Origin of the sequence: Streptomyces griseicoloratus (genome assembly GCF_014534645.1) — a bacterium.
In the GTDB taxonomy this organism is placed as follows: Bacteria; Actinomycetota; Actinomycetes; order Streptomycetales; family Streptomycetaceae; genus Streptomyces; species Streptomyces griseicoloratus.
Genome location: NZ_JACVQF010000200.1, coordinates 266,529 through 281,092 on the forward strand (window position 1 = coordinate 266,529; position 14,564 = coordinate 281,092).

Annotated in this window: 11 protein-coding genes; 10 read left to right on the forward strand and 1 reads right to left on the reverse strand. The window is 71.0% G+C overall.

Annotation, left to right across the window (positions count from 1 at the left end):
- Positions 1 to 84 precede the first annotated feature (84 nt).
- From H0H10_RS21710 to H0H10_RS21740, 7 genes are all read left to right on the forward strand, one after another.
- Complete coding sequence (locus tag H0H10_RS21710) at positions 85 to 1,287, forward strand: NAD(P)/FAD-dependent oxidoreductase (protein WP_188182690.1); 1,203 nt, start codon at positions 85 to 87, stop codon at positions 1,285 to 1,287.
- Positions 1,288 to 1,297: 10 nt separating this feature from the next.
- Positions 1,298 to 2,254 carry a sigma-70 family RNA polymerase sigma factor gene (locus tag H0H10_RS21715; protein ID WP_188182691.1) on the forward strand — a complete coding sequence of 319 codons (957 nt, stop codon included), beginning with the start codon at positions 1,298 to 1,300 and terminating at the stop codon, positions 2,252 to 2,254.
- Between the two features lie 645 nt (positions 2,255 to 2,899).
- The gene (locus H0H10_RS21720; protein ID WP_188182957.1) at positions 2,900 to 4,129 is read left to right on the forward strand and encodes a PP2C family protein-serine/threonine phosphatase; all 1,230 of its coding nucleotides are present in this window, start codon (positions 2,900 to 2,902) and stop codon (positions 4,127 to 4,129) included.
- A gap of 180 nt (positions 4,130 to 4,309) precedes the next feature.
- A complete protein-coding gene (locus H0H10_RS21725) occupies positions 4,310 to 5,869 on the forward strand; it encodes an FAD-dependent monooxygenase (protein WP_188182692.1) in 1,560 nt (519 codons plus the stop codon).
- Between the two features lie 114 nt (positions 5,870 to 5,983).
- On the forward strand, positions 5,984 to 6,688 hold the full coding sequence (locus H0H10_RS21730; protein WP_188182693.1) for a VanZ family protein: 705 nt from the start codon (positions 5,984 to 5,986) through the stop codon (positions 6,686 to 6,688).
- A gap of 68 nt (positions 6,689 to 6,756) precedes the next feature.
- Positions 6,757 to 7,452, forward strand: coding sequence for a response regulator transcription factor (locus H0H10_RS21735; protein WP_188182694.1), 696 nt, complete (start codon positions 6,757 to 6,759; stop codon positions 7,450 to 7,452).
- Positions 7,445 to 8,524: a sensor histidine kinase gene (locus H0H10_RS21740; protein ID WP_188182695.1), complete on the forward strand. Its 1,080-nt coding sequence runs from the start codon at positions 7,445 to 7,447 to the stop codon at positions 8,522 to 8,524. Before H0H10_RS21735 ends, H0H10_RS21740 begins: the two co-directional genes overlap by 8 nt.
- Before the next feature lie 27 nt (positions 8,525 to 8,551).
- Here the strand turns inward: H0H10_RS21740 and H0H10_RS21745 are convergent, their stop codons facing one another.
- Positions 8,552 to 10,039, reverse strand: coding sequence for a DHA2 family efflux MFS transporter permease subunit (locus H0H10_RS21745; protein WP_188182696.1), 1,488 nt, complete (start codon positions 10,037 to 10,039; stop codon positions 8,552 to 8,554).
- Positions 10,040 to 10,121: 82 nt separating this feature from the next.
- On the opposite strand from H0H10_RS21745, the gene H0H10_RS21750 reads away from it, so the two are divergent.
- The 3 genes from H0H10_RS21750 to H0H10_RS21760 all read left to right on the forward strand — a co-directional run bounded on the left by H0H10_RS21750 (position 10,122) and on the right by H0H10_RS21760 (position 14,557).
- Entirely contained in the window at positions 10,122 to 10,553 is a 432-nt protein-coding gene (locus tag H0H10_RS21750; RefSeq protein WP_188182697.1) for a MarR family winged helix-turn-helix transcriptional regulator, read from the forward strand.
- A gap of 217 nt (positions 10,554 to 10,770) precedes the next feature.
- Positions 10,771 to 13,395: a type II secretion system protein GspG gene (locus H0H10_RS40135; RefSeq protein ID WP_223180199.1), complete on the forward strand. Its 2,625-nt coding sequence runs from the start codon at positions 10,771 to 10,773 to the stop codon at positions 13,393 to 13,395.
- 10 nt (positions 13,396 to 13,405) lie between these two features.
- Positions 13,406 to 14,557, forward strand: a complete 1,152-nt coding sequence (locus H0H10_RS21760; protein ID WP_188182698.1) for a hypothetical protein — start codon at positions 13,406 to 13,408, stop codon at positions 14,555 to 14,557.
- The last annotated feature ends 7 nt before the right edge of the window (positions 14,558 to 14,564 follow it).

Here is a 14,564-nt window from a genome sequence, read left to right on the forward strand (position 1 = left end):
CCATGCCACATGCAGTTCCTGTCAGAAATCGGGGCGCTGTCCCGCTCAACTCACCGAGAGCAAGCGAACCGACAGGAGCAGCTCATGAAGCACCGCATCGTCGTCCTCGGCGCCGGCTATGCCGGGGCCTACGCGGCCGGGACCCTGGCCCGCCGGCTGTCCCCGGCGGACACCGACATCACCGTCGTCAACGCCGAGCCGGACTTCGTCCAGCGTATGCGGCTGCACCAGCTCGCGGCCGGCCAGGCGATCGAGGCTCCACAGCTCGCCGACGTCTTCGCGGGCACGGGGATACGGCTGCGCCTGGCCCGTGTCACCGCCGTCGACCCCGAGCGCCGGGTCGTCGCCGTGGCCGACGCCGACGGCGGCGGCGAGCTCGGCTACGACACGCTTCTCTACACGCTCGGCAGCCACGTCGCCGACCGCGGCGTCCCCGGCGTGGCCGAGCACGCCTTCGACGTCACCGGCCGGCCCTCGGCGCTGCGCCTGCGCGAGCGCCTGGACAGCCTCGGCAGGCGGGGCGAAGGCGGGAGTGTGCTGGTCGTCGGCGAAGGGCTGACCGGCATCGAGACCGCCACCGAGATCGCGGAGTCCCGGCCCGGCCTGTCGGTGACGCTGATCGCCCGCGACGAGCTGGGCGCCCGGCTCTCGGCCGGAGCCCGCGGCCACCTGCGCCGGGCCTGCGACCGGCTCGGCATCACCGTCCTGGAGCACACCCGCGTCGAAGCCGTCGAGGCGACGCGGGTGCTGTGCGCCGACGGCACCGTCCTGGCGTCCGACGCCACCGTGTGGACGGCCGGGTTCGCGGTCAGCCCCATCGCCGCCGCCGGCGGGCTGGAGGTCACCGAGAACGGCCGGATCGTCGTCGACCGCACCATGCGGTCGGTCTCGCACCCGAACGTCTACGCCGCCGGCGACAGCGCCTACGTCATCGGCGACAACGGCCTGCCGCTGCCGATGTCCTGCGCTTCGGCCGGCTACACCGGCCGGCAGGCCACGGACGCGATCGTGGGGCGCCTGACCGGCCGTGAGATCCCGAACACCAAGCTGGAGTACGTGGCCAACCACATCAGCCTCGGGCGGCGGGACGGGATCTTCCAGATGGTCGACGACGAAGCGCAGGCGAAACCGAAGTACGTGGGCGGCCGGAAGGCCGCGCGGATCAAGGCGGGCATCCTCGGGATCTCGCTGTGGGCCGTCTCGCACCCGACCTTCGGCATGCCCAAGCGCAAGCACCGCCTGGCCGCCGCGGCGGAAGCGACCGCCGCGAACCGTGTCGCCGCCTAGGGTGGCCCGCGTGAACATCACCGACACTGATCGCTTCGACACCAGTCGGTTCGAGGCCGGCCGCAACCGGCTGGCCTCGCTGGCGTACCGGCTGCTGGGCTCCGCCACCGACGCCGAAGACGCCGTGCAGGACGCGTTCCTGCACTGGCAGGCCGCCGACCGGCAGCGGATCGAGGTGCCGGAAGCATGGCTGACCAAGGTCGTCACCAACCTGTGCCTCGACCGGCTCCGCTCGGCACAGGCCCGCCGCGAACGCACCGCCGGCGCCTGGCTGCCCGAACCGCTCCTCGACGGCGACCCGATGCTCGGCCCTGCCGACACCTTCGAGCAGCGCGAATCGGTCTCCCTGGCCGTACTGACGCTCATGGAGCGCCTGTCACCCGTCGAGCGGGCCGTCTACGTCCTGCGCGAAGCGTTCTCCTACGGCCATGCCGAGATCGCCGAGATCCTCGACATCACCGAGTCCGCGAGCCAGCAGCACCTGCACCGGGCCCGGCGCCGCATCACCGCCACGCGCCGGCGCGGCGGTGGCGAAGTCGACCAGGCATCCGCCCGCAGGGTCGTCGAGGAATTCCTCGCCGCCGCCTCCTCGGGCCGCACCGAACGGCTGGTGGCGCTGCTCACCGACGACGCGACCGCGATCTCCGACGGTGCCGGCCTGGCCAGGACGCTGCTCCGGTACGACACTCCGCAGCGCATCGCCACCGTCGCGCGGGCCGGTTTCACACCCACGCCCGCGAAACGGCGATTGGCCGGCGGCACGCCCGCCGTCCATTACGCGCTCGTCAACGGCTCCCCCGCCATCCTCTTCGTGGTCGGCGACAGGGTCGCCGGCGCCGTGACGTTCGACATCGCAGGCGGCAGGATCGCGACCGTTCGCGGCATCGCGGCCCCCGCCCGCCTCACCCGCCTCGGGGAAGCCTGGCGGCGGCACGAACCGGACACGCCGCTCATCACCCGGTGGTGACCCGACGCCGACGACGGCCCGGCGCGTGACCCGCGCTCGCAGGCACCGGTCACCCGTTGGAAGGGCCCCGCGTGACAGGCTCTCGGTGCCTGGGCAGGCCGGCTGTGTCTGCCCAGGCAGGTGACGCTCGGGGCTCCGCGTCCGCACGTGGTTCCTGCCGGATTCCCGGCCGCGGCGCCACACGCGGAAGTGGCGGACGGTCTGCTCGGCTGCCAGGTGTCCCTCGACGACCTCGCCGACCGTCCGCCGCACCCGATGGCACACACGCACCCGGTACGTGACCATCACTCTGGTCACTCCCGTCACCCTGCATCACTCGATCGAGGGATACGCGGCGCCGGCGACCACACCCGCGGGCCCGGCCCGCATATCTCGGCCGCTTGGGAGCACCCGACCTGGGCAGAGAGCAGTTGCCCCGCGGACGGTACCGGACCGTGCTGCCCGCATCCGTGCCTTGTGCCCAGGGCGACGGGCTTCGCCGGTGCGGCAGGTCGGCCGAACAGGTCACAGCACATGGGAGACGGCAAGGTGTCGGCGCCTGCCTGTGGGACGGTGGAGGCAGTCGGGACCCGGGTGGTTTCGGCTGCGGGCCGGTCTATGAGATGAGGTGCCGCGGTGACGGGCCAGGATCGCGATACGTGGCGGATGCTGGCTGGTCTGCTCGTCGACAGTCGTGTGAAGTCCTTCGACCAACTGCCGACGTGTGTGGCCCAGCATGCCGCACCCGCCGGATTCACCGATGTACTGATCTACCTGGTCGACCTGCAGCGCGACGTGCTGCGCCTGCTGACCGGGCAGGGTCTGGACGCGGCGCAGGGGGCGGAGGAGTGTCAGCCGGAGATCCTCGTCCAGGGCACGGTGGCCGGACGCGCGTTCCAGTACGGCCGGATTGTGGGCGTGGCCGGCACCGCCGGGGGCACGCACAGCTGGTGGGTCCCTCTTCTGGACGGCACGGAGCGCCTTGGGGTGCTGCACATGGAGTCGTCGTGCGGCGACGCGGATGTGCAGGAGTCGATGTCGGCGCTCGCCTCGCTGGTGGCGAGGCTCGTCGTCGGCGCCCGGAGCTTCAGTGATTCCTACGCCCGTCTGTCGCGTGCCGAACCGATGAACGTGGCGGCGGAGATGCAGTGGCAGCTCTCCCCGCCTCGTGCCTATGCGGACGACCGCGTCACCATCGGCGCGGTGATGGAGCCGGTCTACCAAGTCAGCGGCGACGCATACGACTACGCCACCGCCGGTGACGTGGTGCACCTGTCGCTCTTCGACGCCATGGGCCATGACACCGCCGCCGGACTGACCGCCAACCTGGCCATGAGCGCCTGCCGCAACCGCCGCCGCCAGGGCACCGGACTCGCCGATCTCGGTGACGCCATCGAGGAGGTGCTTCTCGAGCAGTTCGGCGCGGATCACTACGTCACGGGTGTCCTCGCCGATCTCGACACCACCACCGGCGTACTGACCTGGGTCAACCGCGGTCACCATCCGCCCGTCGTCATCCGCGGCGGACGCTGGACCACCTTGCTCGACTGCCCGCCCGCCCACCCCATGGGGTCCGATCTCGGCCTGCCCACCGTTCTGTGCCACGAACAGATGCAGCCCGGCGACCGACTCGTCCTCTACACCGACGGCATCACCGAGGCCCGAACCCCCGGCGGCGAGGAATTCGGCCTGAGCGCCTTCATGGACTACCTCACCCGCCACCACGCCGACGGCCTGCCCGTCTCGGAGACTCTGCGCCGCCTCATGCGCGCCCACCTGCGCCACCACCACGGTGAGCTCCAGGACGACGCCACCATCCTGGTGTGCGAATGGCACGGCACCCTCGCCCCCAGCCACACCACCGCACCGGCCTCGGTGTTCGTGCCGCCGAGTTGAGGCGCACCCGATGGGCGGTCAGCCCACCGTCCGGCGGGGCTCCGACACGCGGCAGCCGGGTACTGGCCGGCGTATGGCGGACACGGCAAGGTTGGACCACGGTCGGGCACGTGCTGAGCCGCGTCACCGGCCACCTGTCCGTCACCGGGCCTCACTCCCGGTGATCAGGAGGAGTTCAGGGTGCCCTCAGCGGACGCCGATGTGGACGTGTTGATCGTCGGTGGCGGGCCGGTGGGGCTCACCGCCCGAGCGCTGCTGGAGCGGTGGGGCGTGCGGGTCCTGCTGGTGGAGAGACACAGCGGGCTCTCGCCCTTTCCGCGGGCCCGGCTGGTCAACGTGCGGTCGATGGAGATCTTCCGGCAACTCGGGGTCGCCGCCGAGATCACGGCCGCCGCGTTCGCCCCGGAGTACGGCCGCATCCGCTTCCGCGACACCCTGTACGACCACGATTTCGCCACGGCAGCGATGGTCGGGGTCAACGCGCCGGTACCCGAGAGCCCCGTCATGGGCGTGGTCACCTCGCAGGATCGGCTGGAACCCGTCCTGCTGGCCGCGGCAGACGGACCTGTGCGGTTCGGCGTCCAGCTCATCGGCCTGGAGGAAGAAGCCGACGGCATCGCGGCCCGGCTCGTCGATCACCGGCGCGGTGAGGAGACGCGCGTCCGGGCCCGTTACCTGGTCGCCGCCGACGGCGCGAATTCCACCGCCCGGGAACTGGTGGGAGTCGGCACCGCCGGCCCCGGCACGCTGGGGAACTTCACCACCGTCGTGTTCGACGCCGACCTCGGCGACCGGTGCGCCGGCCGGCCCGCAGGCGTCTACTTCACCGCGCACGGATCATTCCTGCCGCTCTACCCCGAAGGAGGCTGGGCCTGGCTCGTTCCCACGCCCGAGGACGCCGCGCGCGCCGACTGGTCCGGCCTCGTCTCGCGCGCCCTCGGGCCGGGCGCCGACGTGCGAGTCTCCGTGGTGCGTGTCCGGCACTGGGCGATGAACGCATTCGTCGCCGAACGTTTCCGCCAGGGCAGGATCCTGCTGGCCGGCGATGCCGCGCACGCGGTCCCCATCATCGGCGGCCTGGGCATGAACGCCGGCGTCGCCGATGCGCACAACCTGTGCTGGAAACTGGCGGGCGTTCTCCACGAGTGGGCCGGTTCGGGCCTGTTGGACACCTACGAGAGGGAACGACAACCCGTCGCCCACCTGACGCTCCGCCAGGCGGTGGCCAACGCGCAACTGCTCCTCCAGGTCCAGGGCCAGCGCCGCGAGCAGCTCCGGCACGGCCAAGCGGCGCCGGCTGCGATCGAACCGCCCTGGTCGGACCAGTACTTCGCCCAGCTCGGCCTCGTACTCGGCGTCACCTACCACTCCGACGCGGTCCTCCCCGACGACGGCGGCCCACCCGAGCCGTACGAAAGTGGCACGGACTACGTCCCCACGGCAGAGCCGGGCCGCCGGATGCCGCACCTCTGGCTGGCGCACCACCGCTCCACGCTCGATGCCCTCGGCGAATGGTTCACCCTGCTCACCCCGGACCCGGCGTACTGGGAGCACCACACCACCCCGCCATGGCCGCTGCGCGTCGAGGCCCTGCCCGGCGAGCACACCTGCCTCTGCGGCCTCCACCCTCACGGAGCGATTCTCGTCCGGCCCGACGGCCACATCGCCGCCCGCTGGCGCGACCGCCCACCAAGTGGCGCCGCCCTCCACCACGCCCTCACCGCCATCACGCAGAGCTGACAGTGCCTCCCGCCGCCCGGCGGCCCGGTTCCTCGGCACGGGGGCTGCCGTGTATCGCGGGCGTATCGAAAATCGCATACGCCGCCACAACGGCCCTCCCTCTCCAATGGGGGCATGAACCACAGCGCATCCTCGTCAGTACCGCCCCGCCGCACGCGCAGGATCGTGCCTGTCGGCCTGGCGTTCCTCGGCCTGGCCGGCGTCGCCTTCGTCGTGCGGCGGCCGCTCATGATGTCCGCTCCGATGTGCATGGCCGGGCGGTGGCACGGTTGCTTCGACACGTTCAACGGTGTGCTGCTCATCACGTTGGCCACGCTGCCGTTGGCCGCGCCGGTGGCGTGGGCTCTGGCGCGCCGTCGGCGTGCCGCCGGCGTCGCATCGGCGTGGCGGACGTCGCTGGCCGAGGTGGGCATGGTCCACGGGACGGTGCCGTTCCTGTGGATGACCATGATGCCGGGCTCCGGAGCCGGCGTCGTTCCCGGCCGGGTGAGCCTGGTACCGCTGCGGGACCTGGTGACGATGGGGCCGGTCGGGCTCGCCGGCAATCTGCTGATCTTCGCGGCGCTGGGGTTCTTCGCCCCGATGCGGTTCGCGGCGCTCGCGTCCGTGCCACGGATCCTGGCGCTCGGGGCGGGCTGCTCGGTCCTGGTGGAAACCGCACAGTACGTCCTGCGGCTGGACCGGGTGTCCTCCGTGGACGACGTACTGGTCAACGCCGCCGGCGCCGTGCTCGCCGCGCTGGCGTCGCGCCGCTGGTGGCGCACCACGGCGACGGTGCCGTCGGACCGGCCTCGCCCCACGCCGGCACCGGCAGGCTGAGCCCCGTCCCCGGTGTGCACGCGTCTTTGCATACGCCGGCGATATGCCGGCCTGCTTAGGCTTCGGGCATGCGCGTACTGATCGTGGAGGACGAGCCCTACCTGGCCGAAGCCGTCCGTGACGGTCTCCGGCTGGAGGCGATCGCCGCCGACATCGCCGGCGACGGCGACTCCGCCCTGGAACTGCTCGGCCTCCATTCCTACGACCTCGCGGTCCTCGACCGCGACATACCCGGCCCCTCCGGCGACGAGGTCGCCCGGCGCATCGTCGCCTCCGGCAGCGGCATCCCGATCCTCATGCTCACCGCCGCCGACCGGATCGACGACAAGGCCTCCGGGTTCGAGCTCGGCGCCGACGACTACCTCACCAAACCGTTCGAGCTGCGGGAGCTCGTGCTGCGGCTGAGGGCGCTCGACCGCAGACGCGCGTACGCCCGGCCCCCGGTCCGCGAGATCGCGGGCCTGCGGCTCGACGCCTTCCGCCGGGAGGTCTTCCGCGACGGACGCCATGTCGCGCTCACCCGCAAACAGTTCGCCGTGCTGGAAGTCCTCGTCGCCGCCGAGGGCGGGGTCGTCAGCGCGGAGGAGCTGCTGGAACGGGCCTGGGACGAGAACGCCGACCCCCTGACCAACGCCGTGCGCATCACGGTCTCCGCGCTGCGCAAACGGCTCGGCGAACCATGGGTCATCGCCACGGTGCCGGGTGTCGGCTACCGCATCGACACAGGCCCCGGCATCTCCCGCCCCGGCAGTGGGCATGCGTAGACGCCCCGGCCTCAGTGCCCGACTGAAACTCACCCTGAGCTATGCCGGGTTCCTCGCCGTGGCCGGCGCTCTGCTGCTGGCCGTGGTGTGGGTGTTCCTGCTGCGCTACGTACCCGACAACCCCCAGGGGCTTCTCGGGATCTCGCCCAACCGCTACCTCCTGGTGCGCACCTTCGCCCCCGCCGCCGCCGTGGCGATGGGCTTCCTGCTCGTGTTCGGCCTCGTCGGGGGATGGATCCTCGCCGGCCGGATGCTCGCACCGCTCACACGGATCACCGCCGCGGCCCGGCTGGCCGGGAACGGATCGCTGTCCCACCGGATCCGCATGAGGGGCCGCCAGGACGAGTTCCGTGAACTCGCCGACGCGTTCGACACCATGCTCGGACAACTGGAGTCGCACGTCGCCGAGCAGCGGAGGTTCGCCGCGAACGCCTCCCACGAACTGCGCACCCCGCTGGCCATATCGCAGACGCTCCTCGACGTCGCCCACAAGGACCCCGCGCGGGACCGGGGCGACCTCATCGAACGCCTGCGCACGGTCAACACGCGAGCCATCGCCCTCACCGATGCCCTCCTGCTGCTCAGCCGCAGCGACCGCGGCAATTTCACCCGCGAGAGCGTCGACCTCTCGCTCGTCGCCGAGGAGGCGGCCGAAACGCTGCTCCCCTTCGCCGAACGACGCGGGATCACGCTCGACGTCACCGGCGGAGCGACCCTGACCAGCGGCTCCGCGGAGCTCCTGCTGCGGATGGTGACGAACCTCGTCCAGAACGCCGTCGTCCACAACCTCCCCGCTGGAGGCACCGTGACGGTCCGCACCGAGGTCCAGGGCGGCACGAGCGTGCTGCGGGTCGAGAACACGGGTCATCCGCTCCCACCGGAACTGGTGCCGACCCTCACCGAACCCTTCCGGCGCGGAACGGAACGTGTACGCACCGGCGAGCACGCCGGCGTCGGCCTCGGCCTCGCCATCGTGCACAGCATCGTCCACGCCCACGACGGAACCCTCGACCTCGCCCCCCGCCCCGCCGGCGGTCTCCTCGCCACGGTCCGGCTTCCCGCCACACCGTAGGTGTCGTCCCCGAGTGGGGCCCGTGCCCTACGAGTCGATCTGCTCGTGCCGGCGCCGGAGGAACACGGAACGGCTGGATGCCGTACCGGTGCCGGTGCCGCGAGCGGCGGCGCGGGCCGGGGCGTCGGGGAGGGTGAAGGCGAAGACGGCGGTCGCCGCCGCGATCGCGGCGAGGGCGACGTAGGCGTGCTGGTAGGCGGAGACCGGCGGGTCCGCTGCCGCCGCCGACGGGGTGCCGAGGACGAGGGCCGTGGTCACCGCCGCCGGCGCGAGCGCGCCGCCGGTCTGGCGTACGACGGTGTTCAGGGTCGTGGCGTGGGGCAGGTCCTTCGGGTCGATCGTGGCCAGTGAGGCCACCGTGGTGGGTATGAAGAAGCAGCCCATGGAGAGGCCGAGCAGGAACATGTAGGCGCGGAAGGTCCACAGACTGGTGTCCGCGTCACAGGTGGCGAAGAGCAGCAGGACGATGCAGACGCCGGTCATCCCGCAGCCGACGATGACGCGGGGGCCCACCCTGGCGTACAGGACGCCGACGATCTGGACGGTCAGCAGGACACCGAAGGCCTCGGGAAAGGTGGTGATGCCCGATTCCGAAGCGGAGCGGCCCTGGGCCTGCTGCAGGAAGAGCGGGCCGATGTACATGGCGCCGAGTATGGGGATCAGGCCGACCAGATTGATCAGGTTGGTGTCCCGGAACAGGCGGTCTGCGAACAGCCGGAGTTTCAGCAGCGGGTTGCCGACGCGGAGTTGGAAGACCACGGCGGCGGCCAGGAGGACCGTGCCGAGCCCCAGTGCGGTGAGGACGGCGACCGACGACCAGCCGCGGTTGGGGCCTTCGCAGATGCCGAACATCAGGGTGCCCAGGGCCGCCGCGCTCAGCAGCAGGCCGGGCAGGTCGAATCGCCCCGGCCGGCTGCCGTGGTGCCCGGCCAGGAACAGGGCGCCGAACACCAGGGCCCCGAGGCCCACCGGCAGATTGACGTAGAACACCCACCTCCAGGACAGGTGATCCACCAGCAGTCCGCCCAGGACCGGTGCGGCCGCGGGGGCGACCTGCTGAGGGACGATCATGTACCGGGAGATGCGCATCTGCTCCGAGGCCGTGAAGGTGCTGAACAGCAGCGCGGCCGAGGCGGGCAGAAGCAGTCCGGCGGAGAGCCCCTGGACCGCGCGGCAGGCGATGAGTTGCCCGAGGCCGGCAGCCGCGCCGCACAGCATCGAGGAGGCGAGGAAGCCGACGAGCGCGGTCAGAAGGACGCGTTTGCCGCCGAACCGCTCGACCAGCCAGGCCGACGCCGGGATGGCCATGGCGAGACAGATGGGATAGATCACGACGACCCCGTCCAACGCGGCCGTGGTGAGCTGGAACTGACGGGCGATCGAGGGCAGCGCCACAGTGGTGATCGCGCCGTCGACGATCGCGATGAACGTCACACAGACGCAGACGACGGGAACGACCAGGCGCTGGCTGAGCAGAGCAGGCAGGGCAGGCAGCACGGGGGGACGTCGACGCATATGCTGAGCATACACATTATGTTCATGGTCATAGAATGGGCTTTCGGCGACGCGACGTTCGGTGACGGAAACGGAAGACACCATGGCAGTACAGGGCAGCAGCGACATCCTGATCGACGAGCTCTACGAAACGACCCACCGCCTGCGGCAGTTCGTCGAGGCCCGGTTGCGGGAGAAGGGCGCGTCGGTGGCACGGCTGCGCGCGCTGCGCATGCTGGCTCGGGCGGAACACCCCTTGCGGATGCGGGATCTGAGCGAGATGGCGGGCATCGCCGCCCGGACCGCGACCAGCATCATCGACAGCCTGGAGCGTGACGGCCTGGTGGAGCGCGTACCCCACCCGCACGACCGGCGGGCGTTCCTGCTGCATCTCACCGACGAGGGCCTGCGCTGCCACCGCGAAGCGGAGGAGATCGACCGCCTCGCACTCGCCGAGGCGACGGCTGCCCTGGACGCCGGGGACCGTGAACAGCTGAGGGCCCTGCTCGCCCGGATCCGTGAGAACACGGTCTGACGGCCTCCCAGCCACCCGGGTTTGTCATCCGTTCGAGTGATGCCAGGTCAGCCCCCACTCCCTCGCATTGACACCGGGTCCCCGCGCGCGCTCCACTGGCCCAGCCCGGCCCCGTCAAGCGGCCGGTGTCAGGTACTGACACGACAGTCCGGCCGGGCGCTCGGCCTGCGCCGGACATCGCGGCCGTACCGCGGACATGTCGAGGGGGACGACAGTCATGACCGGACTGACCAACTCCGCCCGGGCGATCCTCAAGGCGACCTACACCCAGCCCGTCCCGTCCGCCGTGCCCGCCGAGCCCGGTACGTCCACCGGTTCGGGATCGGCGATGTCGGTGTTCGCGAAGCTGAACTTCATGCGGTCGCTGCGGCTGACCGGGCCGGAGACCGAGGCCCTGGGGGAACGGCTGCGAGGTGAACGCCCGGAGTTTTCCGAGGTGTTCGAGACCATCGCACCGTCGCTGGCCGACAGCGGCCCGGCGACCGCCGCGAGCACCGCACGGCTGTATGCCGGTGTCGACCCCGGCACGCTGGCCGCCATCGGGCGGACGGCCGCGGCACTGCGCGCACCCGGAAGTGACGTCGGGCTCCTCGTCGACCGCTTCGTCGAGGAGGCCGGTATCCAACCGGTCGGCTGGCTGCATCTGGAGCGGATCGAGATGCAGCCGGTCGGTCTCGAACGCGGCGAACTCGTCTCGACCATCCCCATGGCTCCGGGCGAGACCGTCCGCGTGAGCCACAAGGAATGGTCGACGCAGAGCGAGGAACTGTCCCGGATCGTCACGGACGAACTGGAGACGTACGCCGAGAAGGGCGTGGCCGAGAAGACGGACGTGGCCATGTCCACCGCCAACGAGTCCAAGCGCGACACCAACCTCAACTTCGGGGTCACGGCCAGCGGCAGCTACGGCACGGTCTCGGTCACGAGCACCCTCAACTACGGCGTGTCCACCTCCGATCACGAGTCGCGCCAGGCCAGCACCAAGCACGCCACGGAGATCACCTCCAAGGCGTCCTCCCGCTCGCGCCGGGAGCACAAGGTCTCCTTCCGGACCGAGACCCGCCGCGGCGAGGAGGACGAGGCGGCCCGCGTGATCACCAACAGCACCCCCCGGGTGATGCGCATCGACTACTACCGGATCATGCGCAAGTGGCGGGTGGACCTCATGCGCTACGGCCTGCGCATGACGTACGACCTGGTCGTCCCCGACCCGGGCGGCGCGCTGCGCCGCCAGCTGATGGAACTCGCCGAGATCGACAGGACCCTCGCCACGCCCTACGAGTTCCCGTTCGGCATCGACCAGATCGACCGCGACAACTGGATGTCGCTCGCAGCCCGTTACGGCGCGCCCGTGACGGCTCCGCCGCCGGCGTTCCTCAACCCGCCCGACTACACCTACGAGTTCCCCTCCATCATCGGTGAGGGCGAAGCCGAGACCACCCGGTACCAGTCCTGGCGGATCGACCTGCCGGAGGGCTACGAACTCGTCCCGACCCTGTTCGAGGTCAACTACTACGGCTGGCCGCCCGCCGACCTGGCCCGTTTCGACGTACTCGGCGACGAGGTGCCACAGGTGACGGGGACACCTGTCGGCGGTCCTGAGATCAAAGGGCGCTACCAGTCCCAGCTCGCGCACCTGAACGGCAAGGCCGGCCACATCTCCATCCAGTACACCCACCGCAACATCAGCTGGGCCGGCTTCCGGCTCGCCGCCACCCTGCGGCTGTCGACGGACGCCTACCTGGCGTGGCGGCTCGCCACCTGGCAGAAGCTGCGGGAGGCCGCCGAGCAGCAGTACTACACCCTCCAGCAGCGGCTGCGGGACCGCCGCGAACAACTCCTGGAGGAACTGAACCGGGACGACACCCTCACGCTGCGCCGCGCCGAGCGCGAAGAGCTGATGAAGCGGTCCCTGCAGTGGCTCTTCGGCAGCGACTTCGACACGGCGCCCGACGCGATCGACTCCGTGCTCGCGGAGCTGGGCACCGGCGGCACACCGACCTGGACCGACGACGTCGATCCGTCCGCACTTCCCGTCGAGGCCGGTACGTGGCTGAAGATCCGGAAGTTCGGCGAGTTCGTCAAGTTCCTGCACCAGGCCGTCGAATGGGAGAACGTCCTCTACTTCCTCTACCCGTACTTCTGGGGTTCGGAGAAACTGGCCGAGACCAAGCGTCTGCTGTGGCATCCCGATCCGCTGCGCCGCGAGTTCCTGCGGGCCGGCGCCGCACGCGTCGTCCTGCCCATCCGGCCGGGATTCGAGCGCGCGTTCTCCCGGCTGATGTCCACCGGTCGCCTGGACGGCGACGGGTCGCAGGACCCCGAGGACCCGCCGTACATGACCATCGCCCAGGAGATCGAGGCGTACGCGCGGACGAACTATCCGGGCATCCCGCCGGCGAACCCGGACATCGCCGCCCGGGCCCGGCCGCTGCTGACGGTGAACCAGCAGCGCGCGTGGAGGGACATCGGGGCGATCGTCACGGCCCTGGAGGAGTACGCCGAGAAGGCGAAGCAGCAGCACGACCCGACGTGGCACGGCGCGCCGGTCGAACCCGAGTACTACCCGACCACCCGGCAGGGCCTGCGGGTGCTGCTCGACACCCGTCCGGACCTCACGCTCACCGACCCCTGGGGGCGGCCGTACCTCTACCGGAACCCCGGGCGCACCGCGCCGTTCGTCGTCACCAGCCAGGGGGCGGACGCGTCGGCGGGCGGCACGGACGAAGGGAGGGACATCTCCACCGACGCGGAGGGAAATCTCGTCGGCACCTGGTTCGAGTACACACCGTGCAGCGGCCTCGACATCGAGGTCGGCTCCGACTTCGACCGGAACGGATAGCGGGACCGTCATGGCCGACATCCAGCTGCTGGGCAGCTACTGCTCGTTGCCGACCCGCAGCGTCGGGGACGACGGCAAGGGGGGCATCGACCGTGTGCGCCAGGACCTGGAGGCGCGTACCGCGGAGTGGTACATGGTCGAGTGCTTCACCAGGTACTTCAAGCAGCGCTACCCGGACTCCGAGGTGATCAGCGAGATCAGCTACCTGGACACGAAGCGGTTCCGCGGCGCGATGGCGATCCTCGTCAAGTGGATGTACGCGGAGTACCGCAACGTGCTCAGCCGCAGGGCCCTCAAGAAGAACATCACCTCGCAGCGGGCCGGTGGACGGCTGCGCTCGGACATGCTCGGCGTCCGGACCGAGGGGTCGACCATGGTGCTCGAACTCGTCGAGGTGACCACGGTCGGCGAGGCCGACAAGGCCGAGACCGAGGACGTCCAGCACAAGATCGACACCCTGAGGCGTCACGTCGTCGACGAAGCCCTGAAGGAAATGCTCGCCGTCCAGCGCAGCGGGCGGTTCGGCATCGGCGCCCCCGCGCAGATCGACGTGCGCCGGTCGACCTGGCGGCCGTACTGGAACGAGCTGTACTACCCGCTCGTCCCGGCCCAGGCCGCCACCGGCGGTCCCGGGAGGGTCAGGTACGAGTGGATCTGCTACAAGCCCACGTTCCGTCCCGACGGCATCGGCAAGGACGGACTGGTGCTGTACGAGATCCACTCGACGCCTCTGCCGCAGGGCGTCCCCGTGGAAGTGCTGAGGCGGGTCGCCCGGCGGCTGCGTGAACTGGAGAACCAGCATCAGCTCGTCCTGCTGCCCGCGATGCAGCAGTACTGGGACGACAACGCCGCCGACCGCAGGGAACTGCAGAAGTGGCTCGCGATCGGGCTGGGCGCGGCCCTGGTCGTCACGCTCGTGGTGATGGCCTGGCCCGCCGCGGTGCCGCTCGCCGTGGGAGCCGCGGAGGCGGCCGGGGCGGCGGGGACGGCGGGGGCCGCCGCGGAGGCCGCGGGCACGGCCGCCGGGGCCGCGCAGCTGGCGAGCGCGATCCGCTACGCCGACGCGGCGGCGAAGGTCGCCGGATTCCTGGAACGGGCGCAGGCGGCGCTGCGGCCGCTGCTGCCCGCCGGTGCCGCGGGCGGTTTCGTGGGCAACTACTGACCGGGCG